This window comes from Streptomyces sp. HUAS 31 (genome assembly GCF_028198125.1).
Taxonomy (GTDB): Bacteria; Actinomycetota; Actinomycetes; order Streptomycetales; family Streptomycetaceae; genus Streptomyces; species Streptomyces chartreusis.
This window is the reverse complement of the sequence record NZ_CP116353.1, coordinates 336,267-358,720: the sequence shown is the minus strand read 5'-3', so window position 1 is coordinate 358,720 and position 22,454 is coordinate 336,267. Positions and strand designations below refer to the sequence as shown.

Sequence of the window (22,454 nt, the reverse complement as noted above, 5' to 3'; positions counted from 1 at the left end):
GCCGCGCCGCGAGGCGCGGTCGGCCGCTCAGCCGACGGGCGGCATGTCGGCCGGGGTGGAGTCGAGACCGGGCCGCTTGGCCGCCCAGGCCCCGCGCGTGAAGTCCGGGATCTCGACCGGGCGGCCGTCCCGCGCGAGGGACGCCGCGCTGAGCGGGACCGCCGAGCACCAGGCGGCCGAGTCGTACACGTCGATGTCGGGCACCAGCCCGGCGCGCAGCAGCTGGACGGTGCGCCATTGCAGGACGTAGTCCATGCCGCCGTGGCCGCCGTTGTTCGCGGCGTCGTCACCGACCTTCCGCCACAGCCAGTGGTCGTACTCCTTCTGGTAGTCGGCGAAGTCGCGCCAGGTGTGCCCTGCGTGGTCCGGTTCGAGATAGACGCGCGCGCCGGTCGGGGAGGGCCCGGTGTAGTCCTCGACGATCCCGCGGCTGCCGGCGAGCGTGTTGATCCTGCTGTACGGCCGCGGTGAACTCACGTCGTGCTCGGCCCGGATGACCCTGCCCTTCTCGGTCTCGATCAGGCAGGTGACCAGGTCGCCGTTGATGTACGTCTCCTTCCAGGACGGATGGTCCCGGGGGATGCGGCGCTCGCGGTAGTCGGCGAGCCCCTTCGGCGCGGTCGCTGTCGCGCGCAGGGTGGCCATGCGGTCGCCGCGGTTGACGTCCATGGCCGCCGCGATCGGGGCCAGCCCGTGCATGGGGTAGAAGGACGCGGTGCTGCGGGTGTGCCACAGCCGTCGCCAGGAGTCGGTGTAGTACGTGTCGGAGAAGAGGAGTTCACGCAGGTCGTGGAGGTAGCCGCCGTGGCCGTTGGTGATCTCTCCGAACACACCTGCGTGCGCCATCCGCAGCATGGCCAGTTCGTTGCGGCCGTAGTTGCAGTTCTCGGCGAGGAGCAGGTGCTTGCGGGTGCGCTCGGAGGTGTCGACCAGGTCCCACAGCTCGCGCAGTTCGGTCGCGATCGGGAGCTCCACGACGGCGTGCCTGCCGCTGAGCAACGCCGCTCTGCCGTGCTCGTAGTGGAACTCCCAGGGCGTGGCGACGTACACCAGGTCGATGTCGTCGCGCCGGAGCATCCGGGCGTAGGAGTCGGCCGAGCCGCCGTACTCGGCGGGGCGGGGCTCGCCCTTGCTCACCAGCCGGTCGGCGGCGCGGGTCGCCCGGTCGGCGCGGATGTCGCAGACGGCGGTCACGGTGCAGCCGGGTACGGCCGCCCAGCTCATGACCATGCCGCTGCCGCGGTTGCCGAGGCCGATGACGGCGACGCGGACGGTTCTGTGGACCTCGAAGGGCACGCCGATCATCGACTTCTGTCCGGGACGGCGGCGGGGCACCTGTCCGGTGGCGGCGGACGCGGCCGGCGCCGCGGCGGTCATCCCGGCCGCGAGCGCGCCGGTGGCCACGGCTCCGCCAAGGAGCAGTCGGCGTGAGACAGCGGGTGTTTCGGACATGACGGCAACACTCCTCGGTGGGGTGGCTTGCATCACTGCCGGTGCACTGTCGTGACTGTGGGGGGACGCGGGGACTGTCGGTGCACGACTCTGCGGGCTGTGACACTCGCATGTCAATACGTGCTCGATAGAGAGCTGTTCCGAGCAGTATCGAGCATCACCGGGAGGTGGTCGAGGCGCGGGGACGCCCGTCGGCTGACGACGCGGCAGCGGCCGTGCGCACCCGGCTGCACGACGGCCCCCACGGCCCGCGGAACCACTCGCCGAGAATTGCTGTTCCCTGTCTTGCATTCCTCAAGGTGAGTAGCGTTTCGGTCCATTGGGTGGCCGCTACAAGAAATGGGAGGGTCAACTCGTCACGGATCCTTCGGATGCCTTCAAAGGACACGCATCGCGAGTGCCGGCCACCATCTCGCATCCCCCAAGGGAATCGCGTTGCCCCGAGGGGGAATTCATGGTCGCCCTCGCCGATGTCGCTCCCGGGGCTGTCGCCGCGACTTGAAATGCCAGCAGGCCCGTCGGCAAGGCGTGCCGACGGGCCGACGTGCGGGCGGGGGCTCAGGGCAGGACGACGATCTTGCGGCCCTGGCCGGCGGCGAACTGCTCCAGCGCCTGCGGATACTCCGTCAGCGGCAGCCGGTGGCTGATGAAGACCTGCGGATCGAGCACCCCGGCGGCGAACAGCTCCGCCGCGCGCTCGTAGCTGTGCAGCACCGCCATCGAGCCGGTGATCGTGATCTCCTGGTTGTAGATCCGGTACGGCGAGATCGTGGCCTTCGTCGCATAGTCGGAGACCCCGAACTGGAGGAACGTGCCCGCCTTGGCGACCCGCTCCAGGCCGTCCTGGATCGCGGCGGCGTTCCCGGTCGCGTCCACGACCACGTCCCAGCCGCCACCCGACCGCCGCAACTCATCGGCGGAGAGCCCCACTTGAGAACAGCCGAGCTTCTCCGCCGTCGCCAGCCGCTCCGGGTTGACGTCGACGACGTCAACCGACGCGGCCCCGGTGCGCTTGGCCAGCTCCAGCATCATCAGGCCCATCGTGCCGCTGCCGTAGATCAGCACGTGGGAGCCCAGCCTGCTGTTGAGCACGTCGTAGCCACGGACCGCGCAGGACAGCGGTTCGATCAGGGCCGCGTCCTGGACGTTCACATGGTCGGGCAGCCGTACGCAGTTGGCGACGGGGGCGACGGCGTACTCGGCGGCGCCGCCGGCCACCGTCACACCGATCGCCTGCCACCGGTCGCACAGGTTGTTGCGGCCGACCCGGCAGTAGCGGCACTCGTGGCAGTAGAGCGAGGGGTCGACGGCGACCCGGTCGCCGAGGGCGAGTTCGGTGACCTCGCTGCCGAGGCCCACGACCTCCCCGGCGAACTCGTGGCCCGGCACGACCGGCAGGGTCGGCGCGAACTCGCCCTGGAGGATGTGCAGATCGGTCCCGCAGAGCCCGCAGGCCGCCACGTCGACCACGACCTCGCGCGGCCCGGGGGTGGGGTCGGGCACCGTGGTGACGGTGACCTTGCCGGGTGCTTCGATGACAGCGGCTTTCACTTGACTGCTCCTAGGGACAGCCCTCGGACCAGCTTGTCCTGGGCGGCGAAGCCGGCGATGAGCACCGGCAGGGAGACCAACGTCGCGGCGGCGCACAGCCGGGCCAGGAAGAGGCCCTCGCTGGTGATGAATCCGACCAGGAAGACCGGCGCGGTCGACGCGTTGGTCGCCGTGAGATTGACGGCGAACATGAACTCGTTCCAGCTGAAGATGAAGCAGATCAGCGAGGTCGCGGCGAGCCCGGGCATCGCGACCGGCGCGACGATCCGCAGCAGCACGGTGGGCAGACCCGCGCCGTCCACCTCGGCGGCCTCGAGGATCTCCTTGGGCACCTCGGCCAGGAACGAGCGCATCATCCACACCGCGATCGGCAGATTCATGGCGGTGTAGAGGATGATCAGCGTCCACACGTTGTCCAGCATCCCGGCGTCCTTGACGATCAGGTACACCGGCAGCAGCGCCGCGATGGCGGGCAGGAACTTGGTGGACAGGAAGAAGAACATCACGTCGGTCCACTTCTGGACCGGCTTGATGGACAGCGCGTAGGCCGTCGGCACCGCCAGGACGAGCACCAGGAGCGTCGAGATGACGCTGGCCATGGTCGAGTTCAGCAGGAACGGCGTGATGTCGCGGCTGAACAGCAGCTTGTACTGGTCGAAGGTGACCGGCGCCAGCGGGCTCGGCGGGTTGGTCGCCGCGTCCGCCTCCTGGTGGAAGGAGGTGAGCACCATCCATGCCACCGGCGCGAAGAACGCCAGCGTGGCGAGCCAGGCGACGAAGGTCCACAGTGGGGACAGCCTGGGCGTGCCGCCGTGGTCGTCGCGTCGTCGAAGGGCCTTCTTGAGTCTCGCGCCGGGCGCGGCGACTGCCGCGTGAGTGGTCATCGGGACACCTCCTCGCGGAACAGCGACGCGATGGTGCGCAGCGCGAAGGTCGCGATCACGATCGAGCCGAGCACGACGACCACACCGGCGGCGGCCGCCTGGCCGTACTCGTACTTGCGGAACATGGTCAGGTAGATCTCGTACGGCAGGTTGGTGGTCCGGGAGCCGGGGCCGCCCTGGGTGATCGTGTAGACCGCGTCGAACGTCTGCACGACGTAGATCGTGCCGAGCAGGATGCCCAGTTCGAGGTACTGGCGCAGATGCGGCAGCGTGATGAAGCGGAAGGTCGCCATGGCCGACGCCCCGTCGACCCGTGCTGCCTCCAGCACGTCACCGGGCTGCGCCTGAAGGCCGGCCAGGATGATGAGCATCATGAACGGCGTCCACTGCCAGACCAGCGAGAGGACGACGGCGGGCATCGGGTAGGAGGACACCCAGTCGATCGTGGGGCCGTTCTCCGCGCCGAAGAAGCGGTACACGGCGTTGAGGGTGCCGTTGAGCAGGCCGTAGTCGGGGTTGTAGATGGCGTGCTTCCACAGCAGCGCGGCGGCGACCGGCATGACCAGGAACGGCGCGATGAGCAGCGTCCGCGCCAGACCGCGGCCGATGAACCGGCGGTCGAGCAGCATGGCCAGGCCCAGGCCCAGGAGCACACTGATGAGGACAACCGAGGCGGTGAGTACGACGGTGTTGAGCACCGCCGTGCGCAGCCGCTCGTCGGTGAAGACGAACTTGAAGTTGGACAGGCCGACGAAGTGCCGCTCGCCCGGCTTGAGGACGTTCCACTGGAGCGTGGAGATGACGAGCGTGGCGACGAACGGCAGCTGGGTGACGACGATGGTGAAGACCAGCGCCGGAAGCAGCGGGATGCGGCGCTTCCACTTGCCGGCGCCGCCGGACGGGCGCGGGCGGCTTGGCGGTGGAGCGGTCTTGGGGGGTGCGGTGAGCGTGGTCATGGCGGTTTCCTCTGCCAGTGACGGCCGGGAGACGGGAGAAGGCGGGCCCGGCCGGCCGAGGAGCCGGCCGGGCGATGACGGTCACTGGTAGTTCTTGGCGACTTCCTCGGCGAGCTTCTGGCCGTCGTCGAGTGCCTTGTCCACGCTGGTCTTGCCGGCGATGGCGGCGGAGATCTCCTGCGTGACCTTGGTCCCCAGGTCCTGGAACTCGGGGATGGCCACGTACTGGACACCCACGGTCGGCCTGGGCTGGAGGCCCGGGTTGGCCGGGTCGGCCTGCTCGATGGACTTCAGCGTGATGTCACCGAACGACGCGGCGGCCTTCTGGTACTCCGGGAGCTCGTAGGTGCTGGCCCGCTTGCCGGCCGGGACCCGCGACCAGCCGAGCTTCTCGCCGACCGTCTTCTCGTACTCCTTGCTGGAGGCCCACAGCATGAACTTCGACGCGGCGTCGGCGTTCTTCGTGGTCTTGGGCATGGCCCACGCCCAACTCCACAGCCAGCCACTGCTCTTGGTCTCGGCCGTCGGTGCGTACGCGTAGCCGACCCGGCCGGCGATCTTGCTGGACTTCGGGTCCTCCAGCGACCCGGCCGCGCTGGTCGCGTCGTACCACATGGCGACCTTCTTCTGGCTCATGGCGTTCAGGCACTCGGTGAACCCGGCCTGTGCCGCCCCGGCCTCGCCGTGCCCCCGGACCAGGTCGACGTAGAAGTTCGCGGCCTTCTTGAACTCCGGGGAGTTGACCTGCGCCTTCCAGTCCTTGGTGAACCAGGTGCCGCCGTAGGTGTTCACCACGGTCGTCAGTGACGCGCCGAGTTCGCCCCAGCCGGCCAGACCGCGCAGGCAGATGCCCCGCATGCCCGGTTCCGCGCCGTCCACCTTGGCCGCGATGTCGGCTATCTGCTGCCAGGTCGGACGCTCGGGCACCTTGATGCCCTTCGCCTCCATGACGTCCTTGTTGTACATGAGGAACGAGGACTCGCCGTAGAACGGCAGCGCGTACAGCTTGCCGTCGGAGCCCGACAGGGACGTGACCATGGGCTTGAGCAGGTCGGCCTTGTCGAAGGCGGTGTCCTTGTCGGCGTAGGAGCTGAGTTCGTGCAGCCAGCCGTTCTTCTCCCAGATGGGTACCTCGTAGGCGCCGATGGTGGCGACGTCGTACTGGCCGGCCTGGGTGGCGACGTCCTGGGTGACCTTGTCGCGCAGCTCGTTCTCGGGAAGGACCGTGAAGTTCACCTTGATGCCGGTGTCCTTCGTGAAGGTGTCCTTCGTCAGCTTCGCGATGTCCTCCATCTGCGGGTTGCCGACCATCAGCACGTTGATGCTCTTGCCGCCGCCACCGGAGCTGGAGGAGCCGCCCGCGCCGCTGCACGCGACGAGCAGCGAGCTCGCGGCCGCCGCCGCGGCGAGGACGTGGATCATTCTTCGTGTGCGCATGACTGACTCCAGGAGATGTGTTTCGGGGTGTGCGGAAGCAGGCCCCCGGACGTGCGGGGGTGGAGTGGGGTGCGGGGAGGAACCGCTGGTCAGACCCGGACGACCTCGGGGCCCAGCAGCGAGTAGCGGTGTGCCTCGGAGGCGGAGAGGCCGGCGTCGGTGACGATCGCCTCGAACTCCGTGACGTCGCCGAAGCGGCAGAAGCTCACGGCGCCGAACTTCGTGTGGACGCCGGAGAAGATCCGGCGCCTCGCGGCCCTGAGGACCTGGGATTTGACCTCGCTGACGGCCGGGTCGGGGGTGGTGAGCCCGTACTCGCGGGAGATGCCGTTCGCGCCGACGTACGCCAGGTCGATGACGAGTCCGGCCAGCATCCGCGTCGCCCAGTGGTCGACGGTGGCGAGCGTCCCGCCGCGCACCCGGCCACCGAGCAGGAGCACGGTGATGTTCTCGGCGGAGGCCAGGTCACCCGCCGTGGCCAACGAGGAGGTGACCACGGTCAGTTGACGGTCGCGGGGGAGCGCTGCGGCGATGAGCTGCGGGGTGTAGCCCTCGTCGATGAAGACGGTCTCGGCGTCCCCGAGCAGATCGGCCGCGGCTGCCGCGATCCGGGACTTCTCGGGTACGTGCATGGTGGTGCGGAAGGCGAGCGTCGTCTCGAAGCTGCGGCTCTCCACGGGGTGGGCGCCGCCATGGGTACGGCGGACCAGCCCGTGCCCCTCCAGCAGATTCAGGTCCCGTCGGACGGTCTCCTTCGAAACCCCGAGATCGGCTGCCAGCTCTCCCACATCCACGGATCCGGAACCTCTTGCCCTTTCCAGAATTCCGCGTCTTCGTTCCTCGGCGTCCACGGCGACACCTCCGTTTCACGCGCGGCGCGATGTTCCCGCGCCGGCTGTTTCCCGGAGCCCGTCCCATTCGGCTTCGGTGGCCAAATTTCTACAAGGGGATCACCGGTAGTGAACAGATTCGCCGTAGAGCAGTTCGTGACCGAATGTGCCCGCATTCCAACGTGCGTAATACCGGAATGACGGAGGTAGGGGCTGTACGGCCGGGGCGGTCATAGCCCGTTTCCCGACCGTCGCGTGCCCATTTGGTGCCTGCTTCCCCGACCGGTTTCGGCCAGCCGGTCGGGATCAGCGGCAGTCGTAGGTGAACCGGGTGGTCACGGCGCCGTGGGCGGGCGAGAGGATCCGCAGCTCGGCACGCGCCTCGCGGTGGCCCTCGCCCTGGAAGGTCCACAGCAGATGCAGGCGTGCCTGCTTCTGGCCGCGGACCATCCTTTCCCGCAGCACTCCGGAGGTGGTGCCGTCGCTCCGGGTCCATCGGTACGACAGCGTGCCCGGCCGGCCGTTCGTCGTGACGATGCCGACGACGTCCGCTGTGTCGTCGCACCCCAGAACCGTCGGCTGGGCCGTGACCGCCACGCTCCTGACCTCGACGGCAGGACCGAGGCGCTGCCAGGCGAGGAACGCGAGGACGCAGAGCAGCACCAACGCGGGCAGAGCGTGTCTGCGCAGCCGTCGGCGAGGAGGCGCCGGGGGTACCGGCACGGCGGGGATCGTCCGATGTGTGCGCTCCGCGACGGCGGCGGTCACCCCGGGGCCGAAACGCAGCACGGTGCCTTCGACCCGGTCCGGCGGGGTCGAAGGCCGAGTCTCCGGAACCGTCCGTTCCACGAGCGTCTCGTCCGCCTCCGGACGCTGTATCCAGTGGCTGGCCAGCACGGTTGCGCTGTACTCGGCACCGGCCGAGTCGGGTTCACCGCTCGTCGGGCGGGCGTCTTCGGGGCCGAGCCGCATGGTCGCGGCATGCTCGTCGGAAGCCGCGAGGACCTTCGTCGGCTCCTCCTCGCCGGGCGCGGGAGTGCGATCGTGCTGGGTGGTCATCGGATGTCACACCGCCTGGTCAGAAGCTGCTGAGAGGCACCTCCGTCGGCGGAGCCCGGGTCGGTCGCGGCCTGGACCGTCCAGTAGCAGCCGGCGTTCTGGAAGGTGTGATCGACGGGGATCGAGTACTGCGTGGCGCCGCTGCGCGTGAAGGTCTGCGACGCGCCGTCGGCGGAGCCCGGCAGCCCGGCGACGTTGCCCGTGAACCACGAGACGGTGATGGTGACCGGCCCCGGGCCGTCCGTGGTGACGTTGACGGTCGCGGAGGCGCTCGACGAACCCGTCTGCACGAAGCCCGACACCGCTACGTCCTTCACGGCCGGGGCCGCGGGCGACGGGGGAGAGGCGGTGGTCGGCGTCTCCGTGATCTCCGGGTCCGTAGGGGGTGTCGTCTCCTCCCCTCCGGCGGGTGTGTCGGTGGCCGTGGGGTCCGCGCTGTCGGTTGCCGCCGGCCCGGAGGCCGACTCGCTCGGTGACGACGACGGATCGCCCGACTCACTGGGCGACGGGGACGTGGACGAGGAGGCCGACGCGGTCGGCGCGGTGGTTCCGGCCGGCCCCGAACCGGGCTGCGCGCTGGTGGTGGCCAGGGCCCGATCCGCCCGGTCCGCGGCGGTCCCGGGCGTGAACGGGGCGCCGTAGGTGAGGAGGATCGCGAGGACCACGGCGGCGCCTGACACCAGCATTCCGGGGCGGCCGGGCAGCCACGACCGTGCGGGGGTGAGGGTGTAGCCGGGCTGCGGGCGCAGAACCGTGCGTGCGGTGTCCGTGGTGGTGCTGGGGTTGCCGCGGGCCGAGGGCAGCAGGAGCGGCAGCAGTGCCACCAGCGCGGCGAGCCTGCCGCGGCCGCGTTCCTCCCAGTCGGTCCCGTAGGCGGCGCCCGCGGCGACCTCCAGTTCCCTCACGAACTCCTCGGCCTGCGCGGGCCGTTCCGCCGGGTCCTTGGCCAGACCGCTGCGCACCAGTCCACGTACGGCCTCGGGCGCCTCGTCGGCCGGGATGGGCGCCTCTACGTGCTGGAGCGCCAGCTCGGCGAAGTTCTCGCCCGAGTACGGCTTGCGTCCCGTCAGGCACTCGAAGAACGTGGCCGTGGCCGCGTACACGTCGGCCGCCGGCGAGGCGGGCGCGCCGGTCCACTGCTCCGGGGCCATGTAGGACGGGGTTCCGGCCACACCGGCACTGGTGCCCGAGTCCACCGCGATCCCGAAGTCGACGAGCCTGGACGACCCGTCCGGCGCGACCAGCACGTTCTCCGGCTTGTAGTCGCGGTGCACGACACCGACGCGGTGGGCGTCGGCCAGACCGAGCAGGGATCCTTTGAGGATGACGAGCGCGGCCTCGGGGTCGAGCGGGCCCTGCCGGCTCAGGAGGGTCCGCAGGGAGATCCCGTCCACCAGCTCCATCACGATGGCCGCGCCGTGCGTGCTCTCCACGTACTCGTACAGCCCGGTCACGTACGGGCTCTCCAGCCCGCCGAGCAGCCGCGCCTCCGCCCGGAAGTCGTGCACGAAGCCCGGCCGGGTGCGCAGTGCCTCGCTGAGGTACTTCACCGCGACCGCGACGCCGGTCTCCTCGTGGACGGCCAGTACGACCCGCCCGCTCGCCCCGGAACCGAGTTCGAGCGACTCGCTGTATCCGGGTACTTCCCATGTGCTCATTACGCCCCCCAGGCCGCTTGCCGGCGCGCCGCGGGAGCCTCACCCACTCCGCGGCGACCGGGCCACGCGCTCTGAGACACATTTTCGGTCACGGCGGTTGCGTGGCCAGAGGGATCGTCGAGGCGTACCCCGACCGTGACATCGGCGACGTGATTGTTGCCCGGCTCCCTCACCGCGGCACGAGCCCGCGCCCCGGCGCGGGTGAAGATCCCGTACGTCCGTCGGCCGAAGGGGAACGCGTCGGTACGCCGGTGGGTCTCGTCGATCAGCGCGATGCACCGGTCGTCGAAGACCCCCGGTCGCCCATCCGCAGCGGTCGACCGCCTGCCTACGCTCCGCCCCCGTGGGGTGGCGGTTTTCCCGCATCACTCCGTCCACGGTCACCTGCGTCAGGGGGATGACTTCCCTCGGTGCCGTGAGGTCGGTGGACGGCTCAGGTGTCCTGTTCCGCCGCCCTGCACACCGGGCAGGTCAGCCGCCTGGCCGGGATGTCGTGGATCACTTCACCGGGTTGGGCGGTACCCCGCAGGACCACCGACTCGGAACGCACATGCTCCGGGCAGACAGCGGCTCCGCACACTCGGCAGATGGCCACCGGCTCCGTGGTGCGCCCCTGCTGGGCGCATTCATAGCAGTTCATCTACGTGCCTCCCAGCCGTGCAGCAGAGACAGCACGAGCGTATCTCCGTAGGGCCCGGCTCGCTTGTCGTGAGCGTCGGAGGCCCGCGCGGCGGGCACCGGGCGTGACCGGAACGCGCTCTCCCGGTTCCGGCCCGGAAGCTCACCCCTGCGGGCGCCCTGGGCAGGACAGGGCCGCCGGGGACCGCCACGCTGGGATGGTGCCCGGCTCCGACGCGTCCGCCGGTCGGTGATGCGTGGCCTGTCCATGCCGGTATCCCCGACGCAAGGGAGAGGTATGACCGAGACGGACTCCGACGGGACGAGGAGCAGCCGGCGCTCGCGGCAGGAAGGTCCCGACCCGGCCGCAGCCGACCTGAGGCGCGTCGGTGCGAACCCGGACTTCTGGTACCCGGTCGCGCTGTCCCGGAAGGTACGGCGCGGCCGGGTGATCGCGACCACCTTCGCCGGTGAACGCATCGCGCTCTACCGGGGGAAGAGCGGCACCGTCCATGCCCTGGAGGACCGGTGCGCACATCGACAGGTGCCGCTGAGCATGGGCGTCGTCGAGGGCGAGGCCCTCCGCTGCTGCTACCACGCGTGGGCCTACCGCGGCGATGGCCGAATCTCGCAGATCCCGTACCTGTCCAAGGGCGACGGCCGGCCGCCGCGCGGCGTGCGCGGCTATCCGGTCCGCGAGGCGTACGGCATGGTGTTCGTCTTCCCGGGCGACCCGCAGAAGGCGCCGGACGTCCCACTGCCCCTGCTGCCCGCGTTCGCCTCACCGCAGTACAGGACCATGACGTTCTCCCGAACGGTGCGCTGCCACTACTCGTTCATGCACGAGAACCTCCTCGACATGAACCACCAGTTCCTCCACCGCGGAGTCGTCGGCAAGCTCCACCCCGAACTGCTGGGGTACGAGACTTCCGCGCGGTCGGTGGAGGCCCGCTATCTGTTCACCCACACCGGGGGAAAGCGGAACCGCGGAGCGGGCCTGCTGGCCGCGGAGGGCCTCAGCGGCCGGGACTCCGCGGACGTCATGACGATCCGCACCGAATACCCGTACCAGACACTCGACCTGGTACCGGAGAACGCCGACCACCCGGCCTTCCGGCTCTGGGCGGTGTACGTGCCCGAGGACGCCGAGCAGCGCACCTGCCACGCCTACGGCCTGCTGATGATCGAGAAGCCCGGGATCCCCGGTGCGCTGCACCTGGCCTGGCCGCTCATCCGCCGCTTCACCGAGCGGGTGTTCGCCGAGGACCGCATGGCCGTCGAGGCCGAGCAGCGGGCGTGGGACGAACAGGGCGAGGACCGCAATCACGAGATCTTCCCCCTCATCCTCGACGTCCGCGATGTGCTGCGCAGCAACGGCGTCCCTCTGCGCCCCCGGCCGACCGCGTGCGCGCGCGCCGACGGCGACCTTTCGAAGCCGGCGTCCGACGGCTGTGCGACGGATTGACGCCGGGCCTCCCGATCGCCGTGCTGGCAGGATGGCCGTATGGAACGTGTGCTTGGAATCGGCGGATACTTCGTCAGGGCCGCTGACCCGGCGGCCCTGACCGCGTGGTACCGCGACTGCCTGGGCCTGGACGCCGACGAGCACGGCCTGTGGCGTCCCGAAGCCGGGCCGACGGTGTTCGCGACCTTCGAGTCCGACACCGACTACTTCGGATCCCGCGACCAGCGAACCATGCTCAACTTCCGGGTCCGCGACCTGGACGCGATGCTCGCGCAACTGCGCACCAAGGGAGCGGACGTGTCCGAGGAGACGCAGGACATGGAGGGCGTCGGTCGATTCGGCTGGGTCACCGACCCGGAGGGCAACCGCATCGAACTGTGGCAGCCGGCCTGACTTGCCGGTCACCGCGGGGAACATGCCGCCTATGGAGTAATGGGCCGGTTGGGTCGTACGACTGCGTCACCCTGTGCGGGTTGATCACGGTCGTACCAGGGGACTGTGGGTCCGATGGGCAGCACCGGGACCGGCCACGGGACGACGAAGGGCACGCGCGCATGACCCCCACCACGGCCGTCGAGACCGCCGGACGTCCATGATGGCGGACAGCGCCGAAGGCCCCGAACCGTCGCCCGGAGTCGATCCGACGCTGCGGCTGGACGACCAGCTGGAGCAGATCGCCGAGCAGTTGCGGGAGCTGGCCGTCGCCAAGGACCGGCTCCAGGGACTGCTGGACGCGGTGCTGACGATCAGCCGGGAGATGGATCTGCCCACGGTGCTGCACCGCATCGTCACCACCGCCATGGACCTGGTCGGCGCCCGCTACGGCGCGCTCGGGGTGCTGGACGACTCCGGTGAGCAGCTGGGGCAGTTCATCACGGCGGGGCTGTCGGAGTCGGAGCGCGGCGATCTGTCGGGGATCGAGTTCCCCCGCGGCCGCGGGGTCCTCGGCCACCTGATCCACCACCCCGAACCCCTGCGCGTCGACGAGATCGGCTCCCACTCCGCGTCGGTGGGATTCCCGCCCGGCCACCCGCAGATGCGCACCCTGCTGGGCGTCGCGATCAGCGTCCGCGGCACCATCTACGGAGACCTCTACCTGTCCGAACGCCGCGACGGCCGGCCCTTCGACCGCGACGACGAGGACATCGTCGTCGCCCTGGCCGGCGCCGCCGGCATCGCGATCGAGAACGTCAGACTGTTCGAGCAGGTCCGCGACGGCGCCGAGCACTTCCAGCGGCTTCTGCTGCCCACCCTGCCCGACCTGTCCCCCCTGGCCGCCGCGGCCGTCTACCGCCCCGCCCTCACCCCGGCCCACCTCGGCGGCGACTGGTACGACGCCCTCTGGCTGCCCGACAGCGCGTGCGCCGTCGTGATCGGTGACGTCGTCGGCCACGACATGCGCGCGGCGGCCGCCATGGCCCAGACCCGCAGCATGCTGCGTGCCCTGCTGTTCGACCGCTTCACCCCGCCCAGCAGCGTCCTCACCCAGCTCGACCGCACCCTCAACGCCATCACCGATCTGCCGGTGACCACCGCCTGCCTCGCCCGGATGGAACAGGCTGAGGAGGGCTGGAACCTGCACTGGAGCACGGCCGGTCACCTGCCCCCGCTGATCATCACTCCCGACCGGCACACGGAGTACCTCGACGCCGAGCCCGGCCTGCCGCTCGCGGTCGACACCGAGCAGGACCGTCCCGACCACACCCACCCCGTGCCCGCCGGGACCACCGTGCTGTTCTTCACCGACGGGCTCGTCGAGCACCCCGAGTACCCCATCGACCGCGGCCTGGCCGTGCTCGCCGAACTCGCCGCGGATCACGCCCACTTGCCGCTGGACGACTTCGTTTGCTTCCTCGCCGACCACCGCCCGAGCGACGGCCACGACGACATGGCCCTCCTGGCCCTGCGCACCCCGAGCGACTGACACCGCGCGCCACGCCGCGAGGCGGCCGGACCAATCTGGTCCAACCAGTTGACCAGTCCGGGGAAGCGCCGCCAGGGTGTGTGCATGACAGAGCAGCGCATCCGGCGTGAAGCCGTCTCCGAGCAGTTGTTCACGCTGCTCCGGGACCGCATCCTGAGCGGCGACCTCGCGGCCGGCGTCCCCCTGACCGCCGAGCGTGAACTGGCCGCCGAGTTCGGGGTGAACCGGCACGCGGTACGGGAGGCGGTGAAGCGTCTCCAGCAGGCGAGACTGGTCGAGGTCAGCCACGGCGGACGCACCATGGTGCTCGACTGGCGACGGACCGCGGGCCTCGACCTCGCCCTCCAACTCGCCCACACCGAGCGGCTGTCCACGTCCTACGACCTGCGCCGCGACGTCCTCGAGATGCGGGCCTCCATCGGCGCGGACGCCGCCCGGCTGTGCGCCGCCCGCTGCCCCGACCGGACGGCCGCCGAGATCGTCAGCGCCGCGGCCGCCTACATCAACACCGGACCCGACCTCACCGAGCTCGCCGCGGCCGACGTCACCTGGTGGCGGCTCATCGTCGAGGGCTCCGGGAACATCGCCTACCTACTCGCCTTCAACAGCCTGGTCGGCGAGGGCTTCACCGCCGGCGAGGTACCGACCGAGCTGCGCGCCACCGAACTGCTCGACGTCGCCGGACACATGAAGCTGGCCGCCCTCATCGCCTCACGCGACGAAGAGGGCGCCGAGGCCGCGGCACGCGCACTCTTGGCCCGCAGCGTCCCGGTCACCCCGCACACCCGGGAACCCGAAGGAGGCACGCCGTGATACCCGCCGTCGTCTACGCCATACCCGCCTTCGTCCTGCTGGTCGCCGTGGAGGCACTGTCGTACCGCTTCCTCCCGGACGACGACGAACGCGGCTACGAGGCACGCGACACCGTGACCAGCATGTCGATGGGCGCGGGCAGCCAGGTGATCGCCCTGCCGTGGAAGGCCGTCACGATCGTCGCGTTCGCCGCCCTCTACAGCGTCGCGCCCTGGCAGCTGTCCGCCACGTCGGTGTGGACCTGGGTGCTGCTGTTCTTCGCCGAAGACCTCGCCTACTACGTCTTCCACCGCTCGCACCACCGCGTCCGCGTCCTGTGGGCGAGCCACGTGGTCCACCACTCCAGCGTGCGGTTCAACCTCTCCACCGCGCTGCGGCAGAGCTGGACGCCGATGACCACCCTGCCGTTCTGGCTGCCGCTCGCCCTGCTCGGCATCCCGCCGTGGATGATCCTGCTCCAGCAGTCGGTCAGCCTCATCTACCAGTTCTTCCTGCACACCGAGCGGGTGGACCGCCTGTGGTGGCCGGTCGAGTACGTCTTCAACACGCCCTCGCACCACCGCGTCCACCACGGATCCAACAACGCCTACCTGGACCGCAATTACGGCGGCATCCTCATCGTCTGGGACCGGATCTTCGGCACGTTCCAGGCCGAGGGCGAACGCGTCGAGTACGGCCTCACCAAGAACATCGACACCTACAACCCGCTGCGCGTCGCCTTCCACGAGTACGCGGCCACCTGGCGCGACGTGCGCGGCACCACCCGCTGGCGCGACCGCGCGGGCTACGTCTTCGGCCCGCCGGGCTGGACCCCGGACGTGAGCCGGAGCTGAACAACTGCCGTGTTGTAGCAGGCGGTTGGTCACTTCAGGGTTTTGCTGATGTCGTCCGCGCGGGCCACGAAGCGCATGGTGCGGTCCCTCACCCGGTAGAGGAATGCGCCCGCGTCCTCCTGGGCCTCGAAGAACTCCGAGTCCGGGTCGTAGCTGACCTTGCGGGTGATGCCCTGCCACGAGCGGCGGAGCAGTTCGGAGCGGAGGACGGAGCGGTCGTCGTCGCCGGCGGCGGCCAGGCCGTGGGCGCCGAAGCGGACGGTGTCGTAGGCCTCGGCGGCCCAGGGCGCGGGGGCGGTACCGAAGCGGGCGCGGTGGGCCGAGGTGAACGCCTTGACGCGCGGGTCGGCGACGGCGTCCGTGTAGCCCGTCCCGATGTGCCAGCCGTCCGCCTCCCTCAGGAACCGGGCGCCGAGCACATGCTCGTCCGCGACGCACGGGCCGCGATACCCCGCCTCGCGCAGCTCGCGAGCGAAGGACGCGGCACGGTCGGGGTGGACGCCCGCGAAGAGGACCGCGTCGGCGCGACGGGCGGCGATCTTCCGGGCCGCGGTTGTGAAGTCGCTGTCCGGGGCCACCTCCTCGACCGTGGCATCGCCGTCGAGCTTCTTGTGCACGGTGATGATGCGGACCGTCTGGAGGCTCTCCGCCCCGTCCTTGAGGTCGTGGACGACCTTGGTGTGCGCGGGTTTCACGACCCCGTTGAGATAGCGCAGGATCGCCGGTGGCCCGGCCGTCCTCGTCGAACGCATCAACAGGGTGCTGGTGAGATTGACGCCGTCGAGTTCGCTGGTGTCGGCGCGCGTGATCAGCTGGGCGACCCGAACACGGGCGCAGGCCTCCACCGCCGCCGGGGCGGTCGCATTGGTGCCGGTGCCGATCACGAGGGACACTTCCGGGTCGGCGGCCAGTCGGGCGGCGGCCGCGGCGGCCCCCTTCGCCGTCCCGCCGTCGTCGGCGGTGCGCAGCACGAGATCGAAGACGCGTCCCGCGGCGGCGTTGTGTTCGCTCACCGCCATCTGGGCGCCGCGCTCATGGGCCGTGAACACGCCGTCCGACCGGTCGCCGAGGAGACCGATCACCCGCCGCGGCAACGCCCCGGTCCCGGTCGCGCCGGACGAGGTCGAGCGGCCCCAGCGCCACCAACTGCCCACACCCACCGCGCTCACGCCCAGCACCGCCCCTCCGGCGGCCAGCACCCGGCGCCGAGAAGTCGGTTCCGCCGCCGACACCACGGCGGCCCGCGTCACGGCGTCCGCCCACCCGTCCACCGGCGCCCCGTCGGCGACCGTGCCCTGCGGCACCGGCAGCTCCAGCACCCGCGCCGCGCGAGCCGCCACCAGCGCGGGCAACCCCTCCGGCAGCCAGCCCTGCTCGTCGAACTCGCCGAACAGGGCCAGGAGTTCACCGACCGAGGGCCGCTGCTCCGGATCCTTCGCCAGACACCGCCGTACGATCCCGTCGAGCGCGTCGGGCACCGAGTCCAGGTCGGGGTCCTCGTGCACGGTCCGGTACAGCACCCCGGCCGCGCCGCCGACCCCGAACACCGGTCGGCCCGTGGCCGCGTGAGCGAGGACGCAGCCCAGCGAGAAGACGTCGCTCGCCGGACCCACCGTGCGGCCCCGGGCCTGCTCGGGCGAGAGATAGCCGGGGGAGCCGATGACCGAACCGTCGGCGGTGAGCGCGGTCACGCCGACCGCGCGGGCGATGCCGAAGTCGATCAGGCGCGGCCCGTCCGCCGCGAGCAGGATGTTGGCGGGCTTCACGTCCCGATGGACGAGCCCGCACGCGTGAACTCCCTCCAGGGCCTCCGTCAGAGCGGCGCCCAGACAGAGCAACTGCGCCGTCGGCCATGGCCCGTTGCGGGCGATGGCCTCAGCGAGGGAGGGCCCCGGCACATAGGCGGTGGCCAGCCACGGGGAGCGGGCCTCGGCGTCGGCGGCGAGGACGGGCACGGTCCAGCGGGACCTCAGCCGCGCCGCCAGTTCCGTCTCGCGCCGGAAGCGGGCCCGAAAGCCCGGATCGTCGGCGTGCTCGGACCGGATCGACTTCAGGGCACACCAAGTCCCGTGCGGGGAGCGTGCCAGGTACACCACGCCCATCCCGCCCGCGCCGAGCCGCGCGGCCAACCGGTAGCCGCCGATCACCGACGGGTCGGAAGGCAGCAGCCGATCCATGGCACGACCCCCCTTCCGTCTCCCTTCCCGGCCGCTCAGCTCTGAACATTCCCCGCGTTCTGAAGATCCTGGAGCGACCCCAGCTGACGGAACCGCCCGTCGCGCACCTCGTGCACATAGGTACTGCGCAGCCACCCCGCGCTGCTGCTGTGGAACTGGTGATAGGCACCGAAGGCGTAAGTCCGGTCCATTCCCTGGTACTTGACCTTCGCCAGCCGCTCACCGAGTTCGGCCCGCACCGGCCGGGCACCCGACCGCTTCGGCACCGTGCGGGCGAACTCGCCGAGCAGCATGCGCACCGAGTCGTACGCCTCCGCGGCGAACGGCTCCGGAGCGGCCCCGTAACGCCTGCGCCACGCCGAGGTGAAGTCCCGCGCCGCCTCGGTGCCGAGGGCGGACGGATCGACCGCCGAGTCGACCACGTACCAGCCCTCGCCCGCGGCTCCCGCACGGACCGGGAAGTCCGTGCCGTACAGCAGGTGCTGCATCCAGCGCGGACCCTCGAACCCGGCCGCGGCCAGCTGACGGGCAGCCGCCACGGTCGCGTCCATCGGGCCGAGGTAGGCGAAGGCGGTGACCCCACTGGCGAGCAGCGCGCGTACCGCGTCCGGGCCGTCGCCGGTCTCCTCGGCCACGACCTGGGGCACCACCTGGGCACCGAGCGCGTCCCGCCACTGCTGCACCAGCAGGGTCGCCTGGTCCTGGATGGTCGTGCCGCCGGAGCGGTCCAGGACCACACCGATACGTCCCAGCCGTTTGGTGACCATGGCGTGCAGGGCGATCCAGCCGCCGAGCGCGGTGTGCGCGGCGCCGGTCTGGAAGGACGCGGTGGGTGAGGTCACGAAGTAGTCCTGCTGACCGGTGGTGCTCGACACATGGGTCAGTCCGGCCTGGCCGTAGACCTTCGCGGCGGACCGCATCGGGAGTTCGGTGACCGGTCCGAGGACGGCGACCACGTCCCGGTCCGCGGTGAACCGACGGGCCACGTCCTGGGCGCCGGCCGCGTCGCCCTGATCCCGGCCGACCCGGACCTTCAGGTCGTAGGCGCGCTTCGGGTCGGCGTTGTGCTGGGCGACGGCGAGCCGGGCGGCGCGTTCGCTGACCCGGCTGACCAGCGCCGTGGACTCGGTGACATGCACGCCCAGGACATACACCGGACGAGCCTTGCCGGGCGGCGCCTTGTCGTTGTCGAGGGTCGCGAGCACCGCGGCACCCGCACCTCCCGCGGCGAGCAGCAACGCACCACCGGCCAGCAGCAGTCGGCGGCGGCCGGGGCGCCGGTCCACCGCGTCCTGCGGTTTGTCCTCTGCGGCCGCCGGTGCCGCGGCGGACTCGTCCAGTTCGGTCGGCTCGATGTCGGGCAGCGCGAGGCCCTCGGCGGAACGGGCGGCGATCATACGGGCGACCGCGTCGGGAAGGACCGGGACACCGTCCCGCACGGGCGCCTCGGCGGCCTCGTCCGACTCGCCGCCCTCGGCCAGCAGTCCCCGCAGTTCCACGGCCGTCGGCCGCTCGCCCGGCTCCTTGGACAGGCAACGGGCCACCAGCGCCCGCGAGTCGTCCTCGATGCCGTCGAGCGCGGGCTCGTCGTGGACGGTGCGGTACAGCAGGGCGTCGGGCGTGCCGCTGCCGAAGGGCGGGCGGCCGGTCAGCGCGTACGCCAGGACTCCGCCGAGCGAGAAGACGTCGCTCGCGGCCGTTGCCGGTTCACCCTGGGCCTGCTCGGGGGAGAGGAAGCCGGGACTGCCGACGACCATGCCGGAGGCCGTGAGTGCCGTGTCGTCGTCGGCCCGCGCCACCCCGAAGTCGATCAGCCGGGGGCCGTCGAGGGCCAGCAGTACGTTGCCGGGCTTCACGTCCCGGTGGACCAGCCCGGCCGTGTGCAGGTCCGCCAGGGCGTCGGCCAGCAGCCGGCCCAGGGAACGTGCGGTGGCGACGGGCAGCGGACCGTGCACGGCGACGGCCTCCACGAGCGAGGGACCGGGAACGAACGCGGTCGCAAGCCACGGCTCGGCGGCCTCCGCGTCCGCGCCGAGCACGGGCACCACCCAACGGCTCGTCACCCGCCGGGCCAGCTCGGTCTCGCGTGCGAACCGCGCCCGGAAGTCGGGGTCGTCGGCGCTCTCGCCCCGGATCACCTTGACGGCGGCGAGGGTGCCGTCGTCGTCACGCCCCAGGTACACCACGCCCATGCCGCCCGCGCCGAGCCGCCGCAGCAGGCGGAAGCCGGCGATGCGCGACGGGTCGGTGGGCCTCAGCGGTTCACTCATCGCGAGCCTCCGCGTCGTCGCTGCTGTCCTTGCCCTCGGCGTCGTCGCGTGCCGTGTTCCCGCCGATGCTGTCGATCTCGGCGGCCGTGTAGGCCACGCCCTGCGCCACCTGGGAGGCGATCCGCGTCGCCTCCTCGTCGGTGTGGCCCGCGCCGATACGGTCCGTCGCGGCCACCGTCACCGGGCCGAGCCGGTACTTGAACCAGTCGAAGGGCAGCGCGCCCTTGATGCCGTCGACGAGTAACTCCCCGCTCTCGATGAGGTCGTCGTCGGTGACCCCGTTACGCGCCTCGGAGAACGGATCGGCCCGCGAGTACAGTCCGCGCACCTGCTCGGTCGCGTTCAACCGCTGGTTCGGGCAGCGGAGCGCCTCCTCCAACGACACGGCCATGTCCCGGCGCGCCGCCGTGGTGTCCTTGTGGACGGTGACCGTCATGGACACCTGCACCGGCCCCTTGCCCCCGCTGCCCGGCAGCTCGAATCTCCGGGTGAGACTGGCCAGCGCCGTGTCGGGCAGCGGCTGTCGCTGCCACACGCAGTCCTCGTCGAGTACGGCCCACTCGCCCGGATCACTCTCGTACGGCTGCGCCTTGCGGAAACCGGAACCGAAGTTGTCCGCCCGGGGGGTGAGCCCGCGAACGAACGCGACGGCCTCGGACCGGGTCCGCGGCGCCAGTTCTTCGACCATCGTGTAGGGCTCGTCCTCGGCGGCGGCAGCCGCCGACGGATCCGCACCGTCCGCCGGGGCCGTGGGATCGGCGGCGCCCGCCGAAGCGGAGGAGCCGGCGCCGTCCGAGCCGCTCGTGCCGCGCGCCGAACCTTTCGTCCCTTCGCCGGCGGAACCCCCGTCCGCCCCACTCGTGCACCCGGCCAGCAGCAGTGTCCCCGCCACCGCCGCCACGACCGGTCTCCACTCGGTCATTCCAGCCCCCCACCCGTATGGATGCGCTCCCGCCGTCGAGGCGGTACGTATGGAGGAAGTGTGACGCACGTGAGGCTGCCCCGAACACCAACTCGACTTCTCTGCACCGGACTTGACGCAACGACACGGTCCGGTCGCGGTGATGTTGCCGAGTCGTGACGGCCGGGACGGGGCCGACGGACGGGCGCTTGCCGGACGAGCGCCGGCGGACGCCTGTCGCCGCTCCCGGTGTCCGCCCCTCATCAGGCCCACGCAGGTCGGCGCGTGCCTCCCCGGACAGCCGGACCGAGGGCCCCGCGAGCACTCCGAACAATCACGCCCCGCCCGGCCGCCACCAACCCTGATCTGCCCTTCTCCCTCCCCGTCCCACCCCCGCCGCCACGGCCCGCCGAGCACTCACGGTTGCTTCACAGCCCACCCCGGCCCTAGGGTGAATGCGCTTTCATTCGGGTGTCGGCGCATCGCACGACCAGCACGGAACGGGGGATCGATCATGAAGGGCGCCGCATCGTGAACGCCACACCCACGGTGTACGACGTCGCCGAGCGCTCCGGCGTGTCCATCGCGACCGTGTCCAGGGTGTACCGGAACCCCGACTCCGTACGCGCCGCCACCCGTGAACGCGTCCTGGCCGCGGCCCGGGAACTGGGCTACGTGCCCAGCGGCAACGCCCGCGGCCTCGCCAGCCGCTCCACCGGCGTCCTCGGCCTCTGCTTCCCGGACTACGCCGACCCGGGCACCGCGGACATCGAGGACGACGACGCGGCGATGCTCTACTCCGACCAGATCATCCGGGGCATGGAACGCGCCGCCCGGCGCCACGGCTACGCCCTGCTGATCGCCGCGTCGCTCGAAGGCGGCCCGGAGAGCCTCGTGGCCAAGGTGGCCGGCCGGGTCGACGGCTTCGCGGTGCTCGCCCGGACTGTACCGACCGAGGAGCTGGAAGTGATCTCCCGTCGCCAGCCGGTCGTCATGCTGGCCGGACCGCGCGCGGATCCCTCCCTGGACCACCTCGACCATGTGGAGGTGGCCAACGAGGACGGGCAGTACGAGCTGACCCGGCACCTCCTGAACGATCACGGACTGCGCCGTCTCGCCTACATCGGCGTCGACGAGTCGTCACCGGACGTGGAAGCCCGCTTCCGGGGCTTTCACCGGGCGTGCGCGGAGGCCGCCGTCGACGCCGGAACACAACCCGCGCTGCGCATGCCGATGATGACGCAGGCGGAGGGCGCCCGCGCGGCCGACCTGCTGTGCGAGGCCACCACCGGCGAACGCCCCGAGGCGTTCGTCTTCGCCAACGACCAGATGGCCGTGGGCGCGCTCCAGGCACTCGAACGCCGTGGGGTACGTGTGCCGGACGACATCGCCGTCACCGGCTTCGACGGCATCCCCCTCAGCCGCATCGTGCGCCCGTCCCTGACGACGGTGCGCCAGCCCATGGTGCGACTGGGCGAACAGGCCGCGGAACTCCTGATCGACCGCCTGCGCGGAGAGGCCGGCGCGGACCCGGTGTCCCTGATGCTCCCGGTGAGCCTGGCCCGCCGGGCGAGCTGCGGCTGCGAGGAGGCGGGGCCGGGCACTTTCGGCGCCGTCTGAAAGCCC

18 protein-coding genes are annotated in these 22,454 nt (G+C 71.1%); 6 read left to right on the top strand and 12 right to left on the bottom strand.

Annotated elements, in window-relative coordinates; genetic code table 11:
* Nucleotides 1–27: 27 nt before the first annotated feature.
* From PGH47_RS01595 to PGH47_RS43210, 9 genes are all read right to left on the bottom strand, one after another.
* Nucleotides 28–1,452 carry a Gfo/Idh/MocA family protein gene (locus tag PGH47_RS01595; protein ID WP_271661849.1) on the bottom strand — a complete coding sequence of 475 codons (1,425 nt, stop codon included), beginning with the start codon at nucleotides 1,450–1,452 and terminating at the stop codon, nucleotides 28–30.
* 558 nt (nucleotides 1,453–2,010) lie between these two features.
* A complete protein-coding gene (locus PGH47_RS01590; protein WP_271661848.1) occupies nucleotides 2,011–3,003 on the bottom strand; it encodes a zinc-dependent alcohol dehydrogenase family protein in 993 nt (330 codons plus the stop codon).
* On the bottom strand, nucleotides 3,000–3,887 hold the full coding sequence (locus tag PGH47_RS01585) for a carbohydrate ABC transporter permease (protein ID WP_107909577.1): 888 nt from the start codon (nucleotides 3,885–3,887) through the stop codon (nucleotides 3,000–3,002). Before PGH47_RS01585 ends, PGH47_RS01590 begins: the two co-directional genes overlap by 4 nt.
* Nucleotides 3,884–4,843: a carbohydrate ABC transporter permease gene (locus tag PGH47_RS01580; RefSeq protein ID WP_271661847.1), complete on the bottom strand. Its 960-nt coding sequence runs from the start codon at nucleotides 4,841–4,843 to the stop codon at nucleotides 3,884–3,886. Before PGH47_RS01580 ends, PGH47_RS01585 begins: the two co-directional genes overlap by 4 nt.
* An 81-nt stretch (nucleotides 4,844–4,924) precedes the next feature.
* A complete protein-coding gene (locus PGH47_RS01575) occupies nucleotides 4,925–6,280 on the bottom strand; it encodes an ABC transporter substrate-binding protein (protein ID WP_271661846.1) in 1,356 nt (451 codons plus the stop codon).
* Between the two features lie 89 nt (nucleotides 6,281–6,369).
* Nucleotides 6,370–7,131: a DeoR/GlpR family DNA-binding transcription regulator gene (locus tag PGH47_RS01570; RefSeq protein WP_030947415.1), complete on the bottom strand. Its 762-nt coding sequence runs from the start codon at nucleotides 7,129–7,131 to the stop codon at nucleotides 6,370–6,372.
* Nucleotides 7,132–7,416: 285 nt separating this feature from the next.
* Nucleotides 7,417–8,169, bottom strand: a complete 753-nt coding sequence (locus tag PGH47_RS01565) for a hypothetical protein (protein ID WP_271661845.1) — start codon at nucleotides 8,167–8,169, stop codon at nucleotides 7,417–7,419.
* The gene (locus tag PGH47_RS01560) at nucleotides 8,166–9,827 is read right to left on the bottom strand and encodes a serine/threonine-protein kinase (protein WP_271661844.1); all 1,662 of its coding nucleotides are present in this window, start codon (nucleotides 9,825–9,827) and stop codon (nucleotides 8,166–8,168) included. The genes PGH47_RS01565 and PGH47_RS01560 overlap by 4 nt, the downstream gene beginning before the upstream one ends.
* 433 nt (nucleotides 9,828–10,260) lie before the next feature.
* Nucleotides 10,261–10,467 carry a DUF2180 family protein gene (locus PGH47_RS43210; protein WP_126900294.1) on the bottom strand — a complete coding sequence of 69 codons (207 nt, stop codon included), beginning with the start codon at nucleotides 10,465–10,467 and terminating at the stop codon, nucleotides 10,261–10,263.
* Between the two features lie 276 nt (nucleotides 10,468–10,743).
* Here PGH47_RS43210 and PGH47_RS01555 point away from each other — a divergent pair, with 276 nt between their 5' ends.
* The 5 genes from PGH47_RS01555 to PGH47_RS01535 all read left to right on the top strand — a co-directional run bounded on the left by PGH47_RS01555 (nucleotide 10,744) and on the right by PGH47_RS01535 (nucleotide 15,480).
* A complete protein-coding gene (locus PGH47_RS01555) occupies nucleotides 10,744–11,910 on the top strand; it encodes an aromatic ring-hydroxylating oxygenase subunit alpha (RefSeq protein ID WP_271661843.1) in 1,167 nt (388 codons plus the stop codon).
* Between the two features lie 39 nt (nucleotides 11,911–11,949).
* Nucleotides 11,950–12,303, top strand: a complete 354-nt coding sequence (locus PGH47_RS01550; RefSeq protein ID WP_271661842.1) for a VOC family protein — start codon at nucleotides 11,950–11,952, stop codon at nucleotides 12,301–12,303.
* A 199-nt stretch (nucleotides 12,304–12,502) separates the two neighbouring features.
* Nucleotides 12,503–13,834, top strand: a complete 1,332-nt coding sequence (locus tag PGH47_RS01545) for a PP2C family protein-serine/threonine phosphatase (RefSeq protein ID WP_271661841.1) — start codon at nucleotides 12,503–12,505, stop codon at nucleotides 13,832–13,834.
* Between the two features lie 84 nt (nucleotides 13,835–13,918).
* Nucleotides 13,919–14,647 carry a FadR/GntR family transcriptional regulator gene (locus tag PGH47_RS01540; protein WP_271661840.1) on the top strand — a complete coding sequence of 243 codons (729 nt, stop codon included), beginning with the start codon at nucleotides 13,919–13,921 and terminating at the stop codon, nucleotides 14,645–14,647.
* Nucleotides 14,644–15,480, top strand: coding sequence for a sterol desaturase family protein (locus PGH47_RS01535; RefSeq protein WP_333937959.1), 837 nt, complete (start codon nucleotides 14,644–14,646; stop codon nucleotides 15,478–15,480). Before PGH47_RS01540 ends, PGH47_RS01535 begins: the two co-directional genes overlap by 4 nt.
* Nucleotides 15,481–15,509: 29 nt before the next feature.
* Here the strand turns inward: PGH47_RS01535 and PGH47_RS01530 are convergent, their stop codons facing one another.
* From PGH47_RS01530 to PGH47_RS01520, 3 genes are read right to left on the bottom strand one after another with little or no spacing between them, the layout of a single operon-like run.
* Nucleotides 15,510–17,657 (bottom strand): bifunctional serine/threonine-protein kinase/ABC transporter substrate-binding protein, encoded by a 2,148-nt coding sequence (locus tag PGH47_RS01530; protein ID WP_271661839.1) that lies wholly within the window; start codon nucleotides 17,655–17,657, stop codon nucleotides 15,510–15,512.
* A 35-nt stretch (nucleotides 17,658–17,692) separates the two neighbouring features.
* Nucleotides 17,693–19,927 (bottom strand): bifunctional serine/threonine-protein kinase/ABC transporter substrate-binding protein, encoded by a 2,235-nt coding sequence (locus PGH47_RS01525; protein ID WP_271661838.1) that lies wholly within the window; start codon nucleotides 19,925–19,927, stop codon nucleotides 17,693–17,695.
* A complete protein-coding gene (locus PGH47_RS01520; protein WP_271661837.1) occupies nucleotides 19,920–20,849 on the bottom strand; it encodes a hypothetical protein in 930 nt (309 codons plus the stop codon). Before PGH47_RS01520 ends, PGH47_RS01525 begins: the two co-directional genes overlap by 8 nt.
* A gap of 528 nt (nucleotides 20,850–21,377) precedes the next feature.
* Here PGH47_RS01520 and PGH47_RS01515 point away from each other — a divergent pair.
* Nucleotides 21,378–22,448 (top strand): LacI family DNA-binding transcriptional regulator, encoded by a 1,071-nt coding sequence (locus PGH47_RS01515; RefSeq protein ID WP_271667947.1) that lies wholly within the window; start codon nucleotides 21,378–21,380, stop codon nucleotides 22,446–22,448.
* Nucleotides 22,449–22,454: the final 6 nt, after the last annotated feature.